The sequence below is a fragment of the Klebsiella sp. S69 genome, from assembly GCF_016516145.1.
Lineage (GTDB): Bacteria > Pseudomonadota > Gammaproteobacteria > Enterobacterales > Enterobacteriaceae > Klebsiella > Klebsiella oxytoca.
This window is the reverse complement of record NZ_JACVUU010000018.1, coordinates 23,327-40,357: the sequence shown is the minus strand read 5'-3', so window position 1 is coordinate 40,357 and position 17,031 is coordinate 23,327. Positions and strand designations below refer to the sequence as shown.

Below are 17,031 nucleotides of genomic sequence, written 5' to 3'. Positions count from 1 at the left end.
CTCCTCAGTGCTTTTCCAGCCACGCGCCATAGAACGACGGGCGGCCTACCGCTTCAAAACTGACGCCTTTCACCCACGGGGCGCCGGCGAAGACCTGCGGTTCTTCAAATATCGGGATCACGTAGGCATTATCCAGCAGATAGCGTTGGGCATCGCCGGTGAGCTGGAGCCGTTTTTGCGGTTCAACTTCGGCTGAAATCGCGCTCAGCAATGCGTTGAGCTTATCGTCGCGGAAGCCCTGTACTTTGTCGCTGGAGCCGCCTTTTTGCAGTAGCGCGTCGCGGTTAGTGGGGAAAAACATGCTTTTCACCACGTCGGGGTCGGCGCGGCCCACTTCCGACACGGTGAGCGGCGTTTTCAGCGGATCGAGGTTATCCAGCGTACGGCTGCCGGCATCGCCGGCTTTGACCGCCAGCGCGACGCCGACCTGACGCCACTGCTGAGCGACAAGCTGCAAAACTTCTTTATTTTGCGGTTGCGGCAGAGATTCATAGACGGTTAAGGCCAGCCGCTGGCCATCTTTGACCCTAATACCATCGGCAGCCGGTTTCCAGCCCGCATCATCAAGCAGTTGTTTCGCTTTGGCCGGATCGAAAGCCAGCTTGTCGCTGAGGTTAACGTACCCGGCGGCGGTACTGGCGACGACGGAGGTCGCCTGCGGATAGTTGGCGGAGAACAGCGTTTCGACTATCTGCCTGGCGTCGGTGGCGTGCAGCAGCGCCTGACGAACGCGCAGGTCGGCAACCAGCGGATTATCCGGCCGGAAGCTCAGGCTATCGTTAACGCCGCGCGTGGGGGCAGCATAAATTTTAAAGCCCTGCCCGGTGGCCTGCTTTTCATCGTAGGCCTGTACCTGACGGATAAAGTCAGCCTGGCCCGCCAGCAGAGCGCCAATGCGCACGCCATCTTCAGGGGTAACGATGTAAGTGATGCCATCGAGATTAGCTGGCCCCTGCTGGGCGAGATTTTTCGGTCCCCATTGATAATCTTTGCGCGCGACCAGAGTGAGTTCGCGCCCCGGCTTTTCATCTTTTACCGTAAAAGGTCCGGAGCCAATAATATGGCGGGCATCGCCCAGCTCTTCAAAATTACGCGCCAGGGTACTGAGGGATACCAGACCGGAGCCGATGGTGGCGGTGCCCTGCAGAAATCCCGGCGAGGGCTTTTTAAAGTAGAACTTTACCGTCAGCGGATCGATGACTTCGCTGCGATCGTAGTTATTAATGACCTCAGACACCGGCAGGCGGTGCGCTTTATCACCGAGGCCGTAGGTATCAAAGTTTTTGGCGACCGCCCTGGCGTCAAGCGGGGTGCCATCTGAGAAGGTCACCCCGGGGCGAAGCTTAAAGGTATATTCGGTTTTATCCGCGTTGGCGCTCCAGCTTTCGGCGATCCACGGCTCCACCTGCAGCGTTTTCGGGTTCTGCCAGGTGAGCTTATCGGTTATTTGATTAAGAATGCCGCCGTTGGGGTAGAAGCCACCGGCCGGTGGGTAAAGATTAGTATGCGGCTGCTGCTCCAGATAGATTAACGTACCGCCTTTAACCGGGGCGTCGGCGGCCCAGGCGGAAAACGCGCCGGTTAAAAATAGCGCCGCCAGCGCGGGCAGGCGAAAACGGATGTGCATGGTGAATTCCTTTGTTATCTCTTGTTTAGTCATCATCGGGCGCGCGTTTTAACAAAGGAAGTAAGGATTTGCGCTAAGCATTTGCGTAAAAAGCATTTATATCCTGCATACCACAGGCTGCGCATAGCGGGGAGAGCGTTGTTAATGAAGGTGGTAGCCGGTTCGATATTTATCGGCTGAACGATGATGAGCGTAAGAAAGGATTTCTGCCGGGCATCATGTAAATATGCGCAGCAGAGCTACGTGCATAAGGGGATAAATGAAACCTCTCCCGTAGCGAGAGAGGCGAGAAAATTAACGGCGGAAATCAATCACCATACGACCGCGAATTTGTCCCTGTTCCATCTCCTTAAAGATGGCGTTGATATCACCCAGCGGGCGCAGGGTGACCTTCGGTACCACCTTACCCTCGGCGGCAAACTGGAAGGCTTCGGCCAGATCCTGGCGCGTACCCACCAGAGAACCAACCACCTCGATACCGTCCAGTACCAGGCGCGGAATATCCAGGCTCATGGCTTCCGGAGGCAGGCCGACGGCCACCACGCGTCCGCCGGCGCGAACCGCATCCACCGCAGAGTTAAACGCCGCTTTGGCGACCGCCGTCACGACTGCGGCATGGGCGCCGCCGGTTTTCTCGTGGATAATTTTGGCCGCGTCTTCGCTGCGGGAATTGATGGTCAGATCTGCGCCCATTTCTGCGGCCAGTTTCAGCTGTTCATCATTAACGTCAAGGGCGATGACCTTGGCGTTAAAAACGTTTTTCGCATATTGCAGGGCCAGGTTACCCAACCCGCCGAGGCCATAAATGGCGATCCACTGGCCGGGTTTGATATGGGAAACTTTTACCGCTTTATAGGTGGTGACCCCTGCGCAGGTGATGCTGCTGGCTGCCGCAGAATCAAGACCATCCGGCACTTTGACCGCGTAATCGGCAATGACGATACACTCTTCGGCCATCCCGCCATCAACGGTGTAGCCCGCATTTTTTACCGAACGGCACAGCGTTTCGTTACCGCTGTTACAATATTCACAGTGACCGCAGCCTTCGAAGAACCATGCGACGCTGGCGCGATCGCCCGGCTTGAGCGAGTGCACGCCAGGGCCGACCTGCTGCACCACGCCCACGCCTTCATGGCCCAGAATGACGCCGGTTTTATCGCCGAAATCGCCGTTCTTAACGTGCAGGTCGGTATGGCAGACGCCGCAGCAGTCCATTTTTAAAAGGGCTTCGCCGTGCTGTAATGGGCGAAGTGTTTTTTCCGTAACATTGACCTGATGATCTTGCGTGACGACGGCAGCTTTCATTCTGTTCTCCTTATTAAACATAAGCGTATTAACACAATATTTGTTTTTACGCATGTTAACCAATAGCTTAAATTGCCAATAAATCAAGGTAATAATAGATTTTTATGCTGGTTAAAGGTTCCTTTTGTTTGTTTTTCGAACAGTTTTTCTTATGTTTCTGCGCGTCATATTTATGTCACTTGCATGTCATGAAATTTTCATCCGCGATCTCTATCGTTCTGTTTTTCAATTTCTTATTAACGTAGAGCGATATGACAATGCATCTGGCGAAAACCCTCCTGGCCGCAGGCCTTCTGCTTTCTACCGCCGTTGAGGCGCAAAACGTGCTGGATTTTCCGCAGCCGAACAACAACCCTGAAGAGTTTTACGCCGTAACCGAAATCCCGGCAGGCGGCATTATCAAATACGAAACGGACGCCAAAACCGGCTTTCTGATCGCCGATCGTTTCCAGTCGATGCCGGTGGCCTATCCGGCTAACTACGGCTCGCTCACTCAATCGCTGGCAGGGGATGGCGATCCGCTGGACGTGGTGTTTTATACCCGCGCGCCGATGGCCCCGGGAACGCTGATTAAGCTGCGCGCGATTGGCGTGCTGAAGATGATTGATGGCGGCGAGAAGGACGACAAAATCATTGCCGTTCCGGCAAGTAAAATCGACCCAACCTACGATGACGTGATTAACATCAGCGATCTGCCGAAAATTGAGCAGGAGCGTCTGCAGGCTTTCTTCCGGGTTTACAAACAGCTGCCGGACGGACGCAAAAAAGTCGAGCTGGACGGCTTTAACGATGCCGCCGCCGCGAAACAGGAAATCAAAGCGGCATGGGAAGCGTGGAAAGAGAAAAATCCGCAATAAGTACAAAAGCGGGTAAAGCCGGCAGGCCTCTTTTTTCCCCGTAAGATGGGTATCGGCATGGTTTCACGCGCGAGTAAAGTGCAAGTATTCACCCCGTTCAGCTGAGGCCAGTTCAGGGAGGAGGCAACACGGCGGCTTGACAGCACGCAGCAGAAAATGGTTGTATCATGCAACTATTTCTGACAGAGCTGACCTCAGATGAACTCACCCGCGCTTGTTGATGAAATTCGTACCGCTTCCCGCCTGATGGTGCGTGAACTGGGCTTTATGAGCACCACGCTGGCCGCTACGGCGTACTCACCTTCGGCGGTACATACGCTTGTGGAAATTTCTCTACGCGGCGCGATGACGGCCGCTCAGCTGGTGCAGATCCTGGGGCTGGAAAAGTCTAGCGTCAGCAGGATGCTTTCCCGTCTGCTTGCCGCCGGGGAACTCCGGGAAAAAACGTCCTCCCGCGACGGGCGGATTAAGCAGCTTGCGTTAACGGCGCAAGGTGCGGCGACGGTCAAAAAAATTAACGCCTACGGCGCTATGCGGGTAGTGGATGCGCTGGAACACCTGAGCGATGCGCAAAGACAGTGCGTCGCTCAGGGCCTCACAACCTGGGCCTGGGCGTTGGAAAAATGCCGCGACGTCGAGGCTACAGGCTCGAAAAAGACGATTGATATCGCTACCGGCTATCGGCCTGGAATGATTGGCCGCATAGCGCAAATGCACGGCGAGTATTATGCAAAACATTATCAGTTTGGTGCTTTTTTCGAGAGTAAAGTCGCCAGCGGGCTGGCGGAATTTTCAGCTCGTCTCGATAAACCGTGCAACCGTGTTTGGCTGGCCGTTCAGGGCGAGCAAATTGTCGGATCGGTAGCGATTGACGGCGAGGATCTGGGGAATAACCAGGCGCATCTGCGCTGGTTTATTCTCGACGATAGCTGCCGGGGTAGCGGCATTGGTCGGCGCCTGCTGAGCGAAGCCATGGCTTTTTGCGATAGCCGGGACTTTGCATCAGTACAGCTATGGACCTTCAGCGGCCTGCACGCCGCCCGCAGGCTGTATGAATCCTTTAGTTTCACGCTGGATAAAGAGTGGCAGGGCGAACAGTGGGGCAGGACGATGACCGAGCAGCAGTTTAGTCGAATCAAACCGCGACCGGCGACTCATACTAAGTAAAACCCCGGCGTAGCGGGCTGCGCCGGGGAACAACATTTAGCTTAGCAAAGCGTTGAGGGTGGCTATCTCCTTACGCCACTGCGCCTGCAGCTGCGGTTTTTGATGTTTTGGTTTACGGGCCAGATCGTCGGCCAGCAGTTGCTCAAGCGACACTAACCGTTCCAGCAGCGTATCATGGTCTTCCTCCGCTTCGCGGCGGTTCTCCGTCACGACCTCCGGGGCCGGACAACGAACGGCAGTGCGTAAAACCTCATACACCTCTTCGGCGCTGTGCCATTCGCTCAGCCCGCGCTCGTCAATAAGCCAGAAGCGATTGCAGCTATGGTTAATGAGTTCGCGGTCGTGGCTCACCAGCAGCAGTCCGCCTGGGTAGTCGCACAACGTTCTCGCCAGCGCTGTTTTGCCGTCCATATCCAGATGGTTGGTTGGCTCATCCAGAAGCAGCAGGCTATAGCAGGCCAGAGACAGGCCGACAAATAGCAGACGCGAACGCTCGCCGCCGCTTAAGGTGGCGACCTTTTGCCCGTGACGAGCCCAGCTAAATCCGGCTGAGATCAGCGCCCGCTTGCGCGCGTCCGCCGCCGGCTCAAAAGGCTCCAGCGCGTCGAGAAGCGTGTTGTCATCCGCAAGCTGATGCAGGGTCTGATCGTAATAACCCGGTTTCAGCCGCGGGTGCAGGCGTAAGCCGTCCTCCGCTGATTCCTGCTGCATATGTCGCCACAGTAGACGCAGCAGGGAGGATTTCCCGCCGCCGTTACGGCCCATTACCGCGACCCGATCGCCGCTTTTCAGACGAGCCAGACCCGCAGTAAACAGGACCGGCAGACCCGGCGCGGGCGGGACGGGAAGCTGATCCATCTCCAGCAGCCTGTCTGCCCGCAGCATGTCGCCGCGCAGCGTTAGCCGCCAGGGTGTTCCGGCGGTGAGATCGGTTTGGCTCTCCTTCAGGCGCTGAACCTGCTTTTCCATCTGCTTAGCTTTACGCGAGAGATCTTCGTTGTCATAGGTGCGCCCCCAGATAGCCAGTCGTTTGGCGCTGGCGGCGACCCGGTCAATCTCTTTTTGCTCGGCTTTATGGCGCAGCGCATCGCTGGCATCTCGCTCATCCAGCGCCTGACGGGCAGCGCTGCAGGGCAGGGAGAAGGCATGCAGGGTTTTGTCGCGCAGGATCCAACTCGCATTAGTTACAGCATCCAGTAAGATGTTGTCATGAGACACCAGAACGAAACTCCCCTGCCAGGTTTGCAAGAAGCTTTCCAGCCACAGGAGGGTCGGCAGGTCGAGGTGGTTTCCCGGTTCGTCCAACAGCAGGAGATCCGGTTGCTGAATCAGCGCCCTGGCAAGCAGCAGCCGGGTATGCTGACCGCCGCTCAGGGTTGACGCCCGCAGCCGGGCTTCATCGGACGTAAAGCCCATCTCCGCCAGCAGCCGTTCCGCTTGCCAGCGCTGGTTCTCTCGCTCAAGGGCGGGAAGTTTTTCCAGGACCACCTGTAGCAGAGGTTGCGCTAACAGCGTATCGGGTAGATGCTGTTCCACCCGCGCCATCAGGCAGTGGCTGGCCAGCGCCACGCTGCCCCCATTCGGAATCATCGTGCCGTCCAGCACTCTAAGCAGGGTACTTTTTCCGCAGCCGTTATAGCCAATCAGGCCAATGCGGTCGCCTTTTTTGAGGGTAAAGGAGAGGTTTGTGAACAGCGGGCCAAACGCCGTATCAACATGGAGAGATTGTGCAGTTAGTAATGTACTCATGGTGAACTTACTCAAGAGTTACAGGCATGTTTATGCCTCGTCAAACATCGCTGACGATAACCCGGTAAGCCCGAGGGAAGGGATTCAGTCTTTGGTTTCTTCGCTCAAGCTGAAGTTATCGCAGCACGATACCGATAACGCTTGAGCAGGTGCGATCGCCAAATGCACGTGAAAAAAACATTTCACGGTACGACATGGGATCCTCCTTTTTTTATTCAGTAAGTTGATAGGTGCAGGCAGTGTAATGGGTGAAATCCGTTTTGGCTAGCGATCCGTTTACGCCGGGCACGCTTTTGCCACTAACATCCTGGGCGCTTGAACCCTATCAGGCTTAGCAGCGCTGCTTTGGCGCAACGCAAAAGCGATAACGCAGAAGAATTATTCATGAAATCAATATAACTTACGTAATCTCGCTCATTTCATAATCGATTCGACAGAAAAGAAGAATATTTCCGCTACCAATTGATATATATCATTATTTTTCTGCAAACTGTAATGGTTCAAAATCAATTATTTGTCATACTTATAGCTATTTATGCTTCAGATAAAATGATTATCGGTTTTATATACTTTAAAAACCGGGCTCACTGTTTTCATGCTGCTAAATAAATCTGTTTGCTTAGATTTTGATCATCAATAGCTAACGTTGAATAAGCCACGGCATGTGGTTTAATATTTGTTTCGTCTGTATAAGCCTGGCGAGATAATCTGACAGCAGGACTGATTATCCTCAATAAACGTTAGCCAGGCCGTTTCCTGAGATAACTATATCAATTGTCTGGTGCTTTATATCCTTATAAAGCGCTTTGGATTTTTATTCGCCGTGAGCCGGGTTTATGAAAAATTTAATTATCACCGCTAAAAACTATTTATTAGCGTTTTTAATGCCGCATGCTACTTAACGTACAGCAACAGCCGCACAATATAGTTATTAAAAAATAAAAAGGTCACGCCTGTTAATTACTATCGAAATAGGGGGGGGAGATGCGCATACTTGTCTTTGCGGATAAGGCTCTGCTGCGTCATCATTTGAAAGTACAGCTAACGCAGCAAGGGCATATCGTCGATGATGCACAAAACGTCAAGGAAGCGAATTACTATATCGTAGAGTATCCGCCTGACATCGCAATTATTGATCTGGACGCGACAAATGAAGCGGGTCTGGCTCTGATCCGCGACTGGCGCGGCCAGGGGGTTTCTGTACCGATATTGGTTATGAGCACAGGCGAGTGCTGGCAGGATTGCGTTAACGCCCTCAACGCCGGTGCGGACAACCACATCCGTAAGCCATTTCATATTGATATTATGGTTGCGCGTATCAATGCGCTTTTTCGCCGCAACTATGGATTGTCATCAGAATTAATCTCAATACCGCCATTTCTGCTAAATCTTTCGCGTCGGGAATTGTCGGTAAATGGTGTTACTTTAAATCTGACCGCTTTTGAATATATTATTATGGAAACATTAATCCGCAACTGCGGTAAAGTTACCAGCAAGGATGATCTTATGCGCCAGCTGTATGCAGAAGGTGAGCTATATTGCAGCAGTTCACTAATGGTCCTTATTGGGCGGATACGTAAAAAGATTCGGGCGTGTTATTCATCTGAGTCCATCGTGACGATTCGCCGGCAGGGCTATAGATTTGATATCAAAAAATAGCGAACCAGAGAATTATTTCCCAGGTAACCAGGAGCATTAACGCTCCCGGTTACGCTAGTGGTTATATTGACGTCCGGCGATAGTTGCGATATTCCGGCTGCCAGAAGTTATCGGCGATCGCCTGCAGCAGCGCTTCGGCGGAGGTTTTCACCGCCACGCCTTGCTCCTGGGCAATTTTACCCACCGCAAAAGCGATAGCGCGCGAAACGCTCTGGATATCTTTCAGCTCCGGCAGAACCGGACCTTCACCGTTATTCACCAGCGGCGAATGTTTCGCCAGCGTTTCGCTGGCGGCCATCAGCATCTCATCGGTCACGCGCGAAGCGCCTGAAGCGATAACCCCAAGGCCGATCCCCGGGAAGATATAGGAGTTGTTACACTGGGCGATGACGTACTGCTTGCCTTTGAGCGTTACCGGAGCGAACGGACTGCCGGTAGCGACCAGCGCTTCTCCGTCGGTCCAACTGAGGATATTTTGCGGTGTGGCTTCCACCCTTGAGGTCGGGTTTGACAGCGGCATCACGATTGGTCGTGGGCAATGCTTATGCATCTCGCGGATAATCTCTTCGGTGAACAGCCCAGGCTGCCCGGAGACGCCGATCAGGATATCCGGTTTTACATTTCGCACCACGTCAAGCAGCGACAGCACGTCACTGGTGGTGTCCCACTCTTGCAGGTGTTCGCGTTTCTGCACCAGTTTGCTCTGGAACGGCAGAAGATTTGGCATCGCATCCGTGAGCAGACCGAAACGGTCAACCATAAATACGCGTTTGCGGGCTTCTTCTTCGCTTAACCCTTCGCGCTGGATCTGGGCGACGATCTGCTCCGCGATACCGCAGCCTGCGGAACCGGCGCCGAGGAAGACAATTTTCTGCTCGCTCAGCTGACTGCCCGCGCCGCGGCTGGCGGCAATCAGCGTACCGACGGTGACCGAGGCGGTGCCCTGGATATCATCGTTGAAGGAGCAGATTTCGTGGCGATAGCGGTTAAGCAGCGGCATAGCGTTTTTCTGCGCGAAGTCTTCGAACTGCAGCAGCACATCCGGCCAGCGGGCTTTAATCGCCTGAATAACATCGTCAACAAACTGGTAATACTCATCGTCGGTAATGCGCGGGTGGCGCCAGCCCATGTATAACGGATCGTCGAGTAGTTGCTGATTATTGGTGCCCACGTCAAGAACGACCGGCAGGGTGTAGGCCGGGCTGATCCCCCCGCAGGTGGTATACAGCGACAGTTTGCCGATAGGAATGCCCATTCCGCCGATGCCCTGGTCGCCGAGGCCGAGAATACGTTCGCCATCGGTCATCACGATAACCTTGACGTTATGGTTCGGTACGTTTTGCAGAATATCGTCGAGATTATTGCGGTTCTGGTAAGAGATAAACACGCCGCGGGCGCGACGATAGATCTCAGAGAAGCGCTCACAGGCGGCGCCGACGGTCGGGGTATAGATGACCGGCATCATTTCATCGAGGTGGTTGCCGACCAGACGGTAGAACAGGGTTTCGTTGGTATCCTGAATGTTGCGCAGGTAAATGTGCTTGTCGATCTCGGTTTTAAATCCCTGGTATTGGATCCACGCGCGTTCGGCCTGCTCTTCGATGGTTTCGACCACTTCCGGCAGCAGGCCCAGCAGATTAAAGCTGCTGCGCTCTTCCATGCTGAAGGCGCTGCCCTTATTGAGCAGCGGAAATTCAAGCAGCACGGGGCCGGCGTAAGGGATGTAAAGAGAGCGGTTTTTCTTATGAATGAATTGCATCGCACTAACTCCTTGATAATCGCTTCAGCCCGGGCGCGGCGACAGGCGGGGGGCTGGCAGGGAATGGCAGCGGGCAGAGTATAAAGCAGAAGACATCAAAGGAGGGTAAACATGAGGGGGATAGTCTTAAAAAAACACCATCCTGGAGAAAGGACGGTGTTTTTATCATCACTTAGCTGAAAGATTAGCCACCGCGGCGCTTGCGGCCGGTGGCGCGAACATGGTTAACCGTGGTTTCCGCATCGCCTTCCAGCAGGACCTTTTTCTGCTGAGAAAGTTTGTAGTTCAGACCAAGAAGATGACGTGCCTGTTGGTTCGATTTCATTCTTACTCCTTTATCCTGTGTCGGTTTCAAGGACAAGCCCGACGACTGTCGGACGAAATTTAACCCTCAATACGCCGCTTATTTTTCACGCGGCGATCATTAGCGTGGCCCATTTTGCCGGGATTAGCAACATTGAGACGGCACAATCAGCTTCATTTTCAGAGTGGTCCGGGGTCACTCTGCTTCTGCGGATCGTGCCCGGTAAGGCGTTCGCCTTTCCGGGCCGACGGGCGGGTGGCGGGTTTACCCCCTGGATATAGCATTAACCTTCACCAGGCAGAAATCCCCGCGTAATACCCAGACTTACCACTTCATTTCGCCGGTATTCACTTTGGCGCTCAGCTCCAGCGAACTCTCTTCCGCGAGCCCCGGCCAGCGCTGTTTCATCGCCTTAATGACGCCAGCGGAATCTTTATGCTCTTTGAGCGCCTGCTCAAACTGGGTCAAATAATCGCGAGTAAAAGTAATCGCCCGGTCACCGGCTGGCGGCGTGCCGAGATAATGGCCGGGGATCACCTGCTGCGGATGCAACGCGGCCATCTCGTCGAGCGTATTTATCCACTGCTGACGGCTTTCGACGCTCTGAGTGTCCGCCGTCCAGACGTGCATACCCCACGCCACGCCGGTACCGCCAAGAATGGCTTTATTCGCCGGGATCCACACATAGGCGGCATAATTTTGCGGCTGGCGGATCTCAACCTTTTCGCCGTCGATAGTGAAGGTATTAGCCGTCAGCTCCTGCGGGACATAAACCAGGGTCGGCGCGCCGTCCTTCATCTGCGGGCCCCAGTACGCCAGTTTGGCCTGCTTGGTGGCGTTAATGTGTTTAACCACTTCTGCGGTTGCCACCACTTTGGCTTCCGGGAACGTTTTGACCAGCGGCTGCAGGCCAAAATAGAAATCCGGATCGCCGGAAGTAATCACGATGCGGGTCAGTTTTTTACCGCTTTTCTGAATCATTTCAACCAGCTTCTCGCCATCCTTCACGCTGAACTGAGCGTCAAACAACACCGCTTCATGCGGGCCGGAGGCGAGGGTGGAGTTAACCGCGAAAATACCGTTCTCCTGCGGGTTATAGGTTTGCAACGTTAAAGGGGCTGCCAGAACTGAAGCGCTGAACAGCGTAGTGGCGATGGCAAGGGCAGATAATTTCATGATCGTTTCTCTTCGTCAGGTGAATAAGCGCTATTTTACGGATTTCCTGATTTGCGAAAATTACTGAAAAAAGAGATGCTGAGTTTCATAAAACGTGCAGATGGAATCAAGTTATGGATCGAGTCATTGCCGCGCAGGTCTATATGCGTATTTGTGAGCTGGGAAGCTTAAGCGCCGCCGCGCGGGCGCTGGGGATGTCGCGGCCGATGGTGAGCCGCTATCTGGAACAGATGGAGCAGTGGGCTGGCACCCGACTGGTTCATCGCTCTACCCGCAAGCTGACGCTCACGGCTGCGGGGGAAAAGGTACTGCAAAAAACGCGCACCCTGACGCAGCTGTCGGATGAGATCGCCGGGCAGAGTGAACGAGCGATCCCCAGCGGAACGCTGCGCGTAGCCTGCGCTCATTTTACCGCGATGCAGCTGATTTCTCCGCTTTTGCCCGATTTTCTCGCCCGCTATCCGCAGCTGCGTCTTGAGCTGGATATCAACAATCATCCGGTAAGCCTGATAGGCGAAAGGATCGACGTGGCGATTCGGATCACCGACAATCCGGAGCCGGGAGCTATCGCCCGCCGTCTCGGCGTTTGCCGTTCGGTGCTGTGCGCGTCGCCGCGCTGGCTACAGCAGAATGGGCCGCTGCAAACGCCGGACGATCTCACTCGCCACAACTGCCTGCATTACAGCCATTTTGCCAGTCAGACCTGGCAGTTTAGCGACCCCAGCGGCGAAAGCGTGGCGGTGGCGGTTTCCGGCAACCTTAGCGCCGGGATCTCCTCGCTGCTGATGGAGGCGGCGGTAGCCGGCTGCGGCATCGCAATGCTGCCGCAGCTGGAGGCGCAGCGGGCGCTCAACAGCGGGGCGCTGAAACAGGTTTTACCGACCTGGCGGCCAAAAGCCTTAAACGTGTATGGGATTTATCTCTCGCGGGACTACCAGCCGAGCGCGCTGCCGCTGTTTCTTGAAGAGATTCAGCAAAAACTGGCGCAACCTAACGATATAAAAGGACCCTTGTGATGATTGTTATTCGCCCAATGCGCGATGAAGAGTACGCCGCGTACCTGAACTATTTTATTGCCGATTATGCGGCGGAGATCGCGACCAATTACGCGCTTTCTCCGGAGGCGGCATTGGCCCAGGCGCAGCGCGAAATTGCCGAGGATCTGCCCGATGGCGTCAATACTCACGGCCAGGCTTTACGCTGCTTATTCGATGAAATTGACGGTACAGAAAAGCGGGTTGGCTATCTCTGGTATAAGCCTGACGCAGAAATACGCTCCGCCTTTATCTGTGATTTTTATATTTTTCCGTCCTTGCAGGGGCAGGGATTGGGTAAACAAGCGATGGCGGCTTTTGAGCATGAATTAAAAAACCTGGGTATCCGCCAAATAAAACTGCGCGTCGCCAGCGATAATCCGCGCGCTCGCCGACTCTATGAAGTCACCGGATTTCGCGTTACCGGCATCAATATGAGTAAAAATATCGCTGCGGATTGATCCTAAAATCGCCGCGTGCCGCCCAAATGCGTAAGGGAGTTCTATACTTAACCCTTTCATGTCACAAAAGGAGCGATATCATGGCAATCCATAAGAAAGGTCAGGCGCATTGGGAAGGGGATCTAAAAAGCGGTAAAGGAACCGTCTCTACCGAGAGCGGCGCGCTGAACCAGCAGCCTTATGGTTTTAACACCCGGTTTGAGGGTGTGAAGGGGACTAACCCGGAAGAGCTTATCGGCGCCGCACATGCCGCCTGTTTTTCCATGGCGCTATCGCTGATGCTGAGCGAAGAGGGCTACACCGCGACCTCCATTGATACCGTGGCAGTGGTAACGCTGGATAAATCCGGCGGCGGTTTCGCCATTACCCAGATCGCGCTACAGAGCAAAATCGTGCTGCCAGGCATTGAGGCCGATGCGTTTGACAGCATTATTCAGAAAGCAAAAGCCGGTTGTCCGGTTTCTCAGGTGTTGAATGCTGAGATAACCCTCGATTATCAGCTCAATTCCTGACCTCTCGGGTGCCCGCCTCCGGCGGGCGCTCTCCTTCAAAGCCGTTTCAGGCCAATGCCCCCGCCGTTGATTAATGTTATCTTTCTCGCTCACGAATGAGAGCAGGTGGGTCATGATCAGCATACGCGGAACAATTGAAGCTCAGGTTCTGGGCTTAACCGGCATGGCGCTAAAAGAGATCGATTTTGAACATCCCAAAGGCGAACCGGGGCTTTTTGGGCCGCAGTCGGCTATCTGGCAGGTTCACGGCGATTTCACTTCCATGCTCTGCGGTGGGGTCAGCGCGCTGTTGTTACAAATGCTGCATCCGCTGGCCCTGGCGGGCGTCTGGGATCACTCAAATTTCCGTGAAGATATCTTTGGCCGCCTGCGCCGCACCAGCCAGTTTATTTCCGCCACCACCTTTGGCACCACCGCCGATGCCGAACGGTTGATTGCAAAAGTACAGGAGATCCATCTGCGGGTAGGCGGCCAGGACAAAGACGGCACGCCCTATCAGGCCAGCGATCCACACTTGCTGACCTGGGTACACGTCGCCGAATGCAGCAGCTTTATGGCCTCGCATCTGCGCTACAAGCGGACCGTGGTCAGCGCCGCGCGTCAGGAGCAATACTATGAGGAAGCGGCCGAAGTTGCCCGTCGCCTCGGGGCGCGGGATATCCCGCAGACGCCGCGGCAGATTGCTGATTACCTGCAGGATATGCGGCCGGCGCTGCGCTGCGATGAGCGAACCCAGGAAGTTGCCCACGTTCTGCTGTCGACCCGTCTGCCGGGCCTTATGAGCCGGCCGGTGGGGCGAATAATGATGCGCGCCGGAATTGACCTGCTGCCGCCGTGGGCACAGGAGATGCTTAATTTGCCGATGAGTACGCTACAGCGGCACAGCGCGCGGTTTGCGGTTCACGGCGTCGCTCGCATACTGCGCGCCTCGGTGCGCAACGGCGCGTATCATTGCGCAATGCGCCGGATGAATCAGTTTTAATTTTGCCCCTTTGTTGAATACGCGAAAATATAGCCATGGCTATTATTGATATGGCTATGTTGTTTAAAAACAAACTATTCTCATTTATATATTTAAGGTAAGAAGAAATAATTAAACACTCTCTTAATGGCGGCGACTTATTCAGGAAAAATTAAGCCTGAACGCGTAGTCTGGCTCTTTTTCTTCGGGGAAATGTCGGTAATGAAAATAAGTAACGATAAGCAGCGTTCCCAGGTTGCGCGTAAAACGACGCTGGTCAGCGTGATGGTCAATCTCTTTTTATCCAGTTTTCAGATACTGGCCGGGATATTCTCCGGCTCGCAGGGCTTAATCGCCGATGGTATTCATTCTCTTTCCGATTTGGTGGCCGATTTCGTTGTGCTGTTGGCCAATAAAAAAAGCGGCAAACCTTCGGATAGCGACCATCACTACGGGCACCGGCGCTATGAAAACGGCGCTTCACTGGTGATTGGCGCGCTGCTGTTACTGGTTGGCGCGGGTATGCTGTGGTCTGCTTGCGGCAAACTACTGCAACCGGAATCTATTCAGAGTGTGCATATTACCGCGCTGTGGGTGGCGCTCGCCGCGCTGACCGCCAAAGAGATTTTATTCCGCTATATGCTAAGGGCGGCTAAGCAAATCCAGTCCTCTATGCTAATTGCCAACGCCTGGCACGCCCGCTCAGACGCCGCGTCTTCAGTAGTCGTTGCGGTCGGCATCATCGGTAATCTGGCCGGTTACGCCTGGTTTGACCCAGTGGCCGCACTGGTTGTCGGCGCGCTGGTCACCCGCATGGGCTATACCTTTTCGTCTGACGCCCTCCATGACCTGATGGATCGGTCAGTGGATAGCGATAGCGAGCGGCAAATAATCGCCACTATCCTGGCAACGCCCGGCGTCGTGGCGCTGCACGACCTGAAAACCCGTCGTGCCGGGGATTTGATCCTGGTCGATGTGCATGTCGAAGTACCCGGGCATTTATCGGTAGCGGAGGGGCACGATATTGCGCTGCTGGTGCGGACCCGGGTGCTAAGCCACCATAACGTTCTGCATATGATGATTCATATTGACCCGTGTCGCGCAGAGAGCGCCGCGATTGTCGCGTAAATTATTCCCCTGGATTTTTGAGGGTTATGTCGGATTGCGGATAATATTGCCTGCGAAATAAAAAAGGACCATAATTCAGCGGCTATTCTTTCATCGCTGATAAATAGCCGGCTGACACAATGTCGTGTTTTTAAACAATATAAGAATCCAATCGGTTAATAGAAACGCTCTATAGCCTGAATAATTCAAGTTACAGGAAGACGGCGGCGCAGGGAGTCCCCAGAATCTGACTTCTGTCAGCGAACGGGGTGCGAGGAAAGCCAATGTCCAGGTAACTTGCCGTTTGACAGAGATATTAACCGTGCGAAATTTCAGGAAGTAATACAATGATTATCCGGCCAGAACAACACTGGTTCCTTCGCTTGTTTGACTGGCACGGCTCCGTGCTGTCCAAAATTGTTTTTCGCCTGCTGCTTAACGTAATGATGTCGATTATCGCCATCATTAGCTATCAATGGTATGAGCAGCTGGGGATCCATCTTACCGTCGCGCCGTTTAGCCTGCTGGGGATCGCTATCGCTATTTTCCTCGGATTTCGCAATAGCGCCGGATATAACCGCTTTGTTGAAGCGCGCAATTTATGGGGGACGGTGCTGATTGCCCAGAGAACGCTGGTGCGCCAGCTGAAAAATATTCTGCCGACGGAAAGCGCAGCCCATCAACGCCTGGTGAGCTATCTGGTGGCGTTTAGCTGGAGTCTGAAGCATCAGCTGCGTAAGACGGATCCGAGCGCCGATTTAGCGCGTCTGCTGCCGCCGCACAGCGTAAAGGAAATTCTCGCCAGCTCGATGCCGACCAACCGTATTCTGCTGCTGGCAGGTGATGAGCTGGGGCGTCTGCGCGAAGAAGGGAAGATTGGCGATATCACCTTCAGCCTGATGGACAATAAACTTGATGAGCTGGGCCACGCGCTGGGGGGCTGCGAGCGGCTGGCCAGCACCCCGGTGCCCTTTGCCTATACGCTTATTTTGCAGCGCACGGTGTATCTGTTCTGCGCGCTGCTGCCGTTTGCGCTGGTCGGCGATCTTCACTATATGACGCCGTTCGTGTCGGTGTTTATCTCCTACACCTTCCTGTCGTGGGATTCGCTGGCGGAGGAATTGGAAGATCCGTTCGGTACCGCCGCTAACGATTTGCCGCTGAACGCGATGTGTAACACCATTGAGCGCAACCTGCTGGATATGACCGGACAGTATCCCTTACCGGAGAAACTGGTGCCGGACCGCCACTACAATCTGACCTGATTTTGTGTGTTTATTATTCGTTAAATAAGTTAAATCTAACGCGTGATAGATAACATTGATTATACAGTCATGGCCCTGATTGTTATGC

The 17,031-nt window shown here is 54.2% G+C and carries 15 protein-coding genes; 9 read left to right on the top strand and 6 right to left on the bottom strand.

What is annotated here, in order from left to right:
* Nucleotides 1-4: 4 nt before the first annotated feature.
* Both IAE27_RS17895 and adhP read right to left on the bottom strand, forming a co-directional pair.
* Entirely contained in the window at nt 5-1,627 is a 1,623-nt protein-coding gene (locus IAE27_RS17895) for a TIGR04028 family ABC transporter substrate-binding protein (RefSeq protein ID WP_064351497.1), read from the bottom strand.
* 294 nt (nt 1,628-1,921) lie between these two features.
* The gene (adhP, locus tag IAE27_RS17890; RefSeq protein ID WP_004101944.1) at nt 1,922-2,932 is read right to left on the bottom strand and encodes an alcohol dehydrogenase AdhP; all 1,011 of its coding nucleotides are present in this window, start codon (nt 2,930-2,932) and stop codon (nt 1,922-1,924) included.
* A gap of 257 nt (nt 2,933-3,189) precedes the next feature.
* Here adhP and IAE27_RS17885 point away from each other — a divergent pair, with 257 nt between their 5' ends.
* On the top strand, nt 3,190-3,789 hold the full coding sequence (locus IAE27_RS17885; RefSeq protein WP_004101946.1) for an inorganic diphosphatase: 600 nt from the start codon (nt 3,190-3,192) through the stop codon (nt 3,787-3,789).
* A gap of 198 nt (nt 3,790-3,987) precedes the next feature.
* Nucleotides 3,988-4,956: a helix-turn-helix domain-containing GNAT family N-acetyltransferase gene (locus tag IAE27_RS17880; protein ID WP_004101948.1), complete on the top strand. Its 969-nt coding sequence runs from the start codon at nt 3,988-3,990 to the stop codon at nt 4,954-4,956.
* A gap of 36 nt (nt 4,957-4,992) precedes the next feature.
* On the opposite strand, the gene IAE27_RS17875 is transcribed toward IAE27_RS17880, so the two are convergent.
* Entirely contained in the window at nt 4,993-6,705 is a 1,713-nt protein-coding gene (locus IAE27_RS17875) for an ABC-F family ATP-binding cassette domain-containing protein (RefSeq protein ID WP_154022151.1), read from the bottom strand.
* Between the two features lie 984 nt (nt 6,706-7,689).
* Here IAE27_RS17875 and IAE27_RS17870 point away from each other — a divergent pair.
* A complete protein-coding gene (locus IAE27_RS17870; RefSeq protein ID WP_023329670.1) occupies nt 7,690-8,364 on the top strand; it encodes a response regulator in 675 nt (224 codons plus the stop codon).
* Nucleotides 8,365-8,425: 61 nt separating this feature from the next.
* Here IAE27_RS17870 and IAE27_RS17865 read toward each other — a convergent pair whose 3' ends face one another.
* From IAE27_RS17865 to IAE27_RS17855, 3 genes are all read right to left on the bottom strand, one after another.
* Entirely contained in the window at nt 8,426-10,123 is a 1,698-nt protein-coding gene (locus IAE27_RS17865) for an NAD-dependent malic enzyme (protein WP_023329671.1), read from the bottom strand.
* 184 nt (nt 10,124-10,307) lie between these two features.
* On the bottom strand, nt 10,308-10,448 hold the full coding sequence (gene sra, locus IAE27_RS17860) for a stationary-phase-induced ribosome-associated protein (RefSeq protein WP_004101955.1): 141 nt from the start codon (nt 10,446-10,448) through the stop codon (nt 10,308-10,310).
* A gap of 303 nt (nt 10,449-10,751) precedes the next feature.
* Nucleotides 10,752-11,603 (bottom strand): Vmh family MBL fold metallo-hydrolase, encoded by an 852-nt coding sequence (locus tag IAE27_RS17855; protein ID WP_023329672.1) that lies wholly within the window; start codon nt 11,601-11,603, stop codon nt 10,752-10,754.
* 113 nt (nt 11,604-11,716) lie between these two features.
* On the opposite strand from IAE27_RS17855, the gene IAE27_RS17850 reads away from it, so the two are divergent.
* The 6 genes from IAE27_RS17850 (at nt 11,717) to IAE27_RS17825 (ending at nt 16,943) form a co-directional block, all read left to right on the top strand.
* Nucleotides 11,717-12,619 carry a LysR family transcriptional regulator gene (locus tag IAE27_RS17850; RefSeq protein ID WP_108703795.1) on the top strand — a complete coding sequence of 301 codons (903 nt, stop codon included), beginning with the start codon at nt 11,717-11,719 and terminating at the stop codon, nt 12,617-12,619.
* Nucleotides 12,619-13,098 carry a GNAT family N-acetyltransferase gene (locus IAE27_RS17845; protein WP_154022150.1) on the top strand — a complete coding sequence of 160 codons (480 nt, stop codon included), beginning with the start codon at nt 12,619-12,621 and terminating at the stop codon, nt 13,096-13,098. The genes IAE27_RS17850 and IAE27_RS17845 overlap by 1 nt, the downstream gene beginning before the upstream one ends.
* 80 nt (nt 13,099-13,178) lie before the next feature.
* Nucleotides 13,179-13,610 (top strand): OsmC family protein, encoded by a 432-nt coding sequence (locus IAE27_RS17840; protein WP_004101962.1) that lies wholly within the window; start codon nt 13,179-13,181, stop codon nt 13,608-13,610.
* Nucleotides 13,611-13,722: 112 nt separating this feature from the next.
* Nucleotides 13,723-14,592, top strand: a complete 870-nt coding sequence (locus tag IAE27_RS17835) for an oxygenase MpaB family protein (protein WP_105890267.1) — start codon at nt 13,723-13,725, stop codon at nt 14,590-14,592.
* A 201-nt stretch (nt 14,593-14,793) separates the two neighbouring features.
* Nucleotides 14,794-15,699, top strand: a complete 906-nt coding sequence (locus IAE27_RS17830) for a cation diffusion facilitator family transporter (RefSeq protein WP_004112917.1) — start codon at nt 14,794-14,796, stop codon at nt 15,697-15,699.
* 326 nt (nt 15,700-16,025) lie between these two features.
* A complete protein-coding gene (locus tag IAE27_RS17825; RefSeq protein WP_200092755.1) occupies nt 16,026-16,943 on the top strand; it encodes a bestrophin family protein in 918 nt (305 codons plus the stop codon).
* The last annotated feature ends 88 nt before the right edge of the window (nt 16,944-17,031 follow it).

What these genes read in the sequence shown, in the direction of transcription:
- IAE27_RS17895 (WP_064351497.1), bottom strand. Translation starts at nt 1,627, where the DNA reads ATGCACATCCGTTTTCGCCTGCCCGCGCTGGCGGCGCTATTTTTAACC.
- adhP (WP_004101944.1), bottom strand. Translation starts at nt 2,932, where the DNA reads ATGAAAGCTGCCGTCGTCACGCAAGATCATCAGGTCAATGTTACGGAA.
- IAE27_RS17885 (WP_004101946.1), top strand. Translation starts at nt 3,190, where the DNA reads ATGCATCTGGCGAAAACCCTCCTGGCCGCAGGCCTTCTGCTTTCTACC.
- IAE27_RS17880 (WP_004101948.1), top strand. Translation starts at nt 3,988, where the DNA reads ATGAACTCACCCGCGCTTGTTGATGAAATTCGTACCGCTTCCCGCCTG.
- IAE27_RS17875 (WP_154022151.1), bottom strand. Translation starts at nt 6,705, where the DNA reads ATGAGTACATTACTAACTGCACAATCTCTCCATGTTGATACGGCGTTT.
- IAE27_RS17870 (WP_023329670.1), top strand. Translation starts at nt 7,690, where the DNA reads ATGCGCATACTTGTCTTTGCGGATAAGGCTCTGCTGCGTCATCATTTG.
- IAE27_RS17865 (WP_023329671.1), bottom strand. Translation starts at nt 10,123, where the DNA reads ATGCAATTCATTCATAAGAAAAACCGCTCTCTTTACATCCCTTACGCC.
- sra (WP_004101955.1), bottom strand. Translation starts at nt 10,448, where the DNA reads ATGAAATCGAACCAACAGGCACGTCATCTTCTTGGTCTGAACTACAAA.
- IAE27_RS17855 (WP_023329672.1), bottom strand. Translation starts at nt 11,603, where the DNA reads ATGAAATTATCTGCCCTTGCCATCGCCACTACGCTGTTCAGCGCTTCA.
- IAE27_RS17850 (WP_108703795.1), top strand. Translation starts at nt 11,717, where the DNA reads ATGGATCGAGTCATTGCCGCGCAGGTCTATATGCGTATTTGTGAGCTG.
- IAE27_RS17845 (WP_154022150.1), top strand. Translation starts at nt 12,619, where the DNA reads ATGATTGTTATTCGCCCAATGCGCGATGAAGAGTACGCCGCGTACCTG.
- IAE27_RS17840 (WP_004101962.1), top strand. Translation starts at nt 13,179, where the DNA reads ATGGCAATCCATAAGAAAGGTCAGGCGCATTGGGAAGGGGATCTAAAA.
- IAE27_RS17835 (WP_105890267.1), top strand. Translation starts at nt 13,723, where the DNA reads ATGATCAGCATACGCGGAACAATTGAAGCTCAGGTTCTGGGCTTAACC.
- IAE27_RS17830 (WP_004112917.1), top strand. Translation starts at nt 14,794, where the DNA reads ATGAAAATAAGTAACGATAAGCAGCGTTCCCAGGTTGCGCGTAAAACG.
- IAE27_RS17825 (WP_200092755.1), top strand. Translation starts at nt 16,026, where the DNA reads ATGATTATCCGGCCAGAACAACACTGGTTCCTTCGCTTGTTTGACTGG.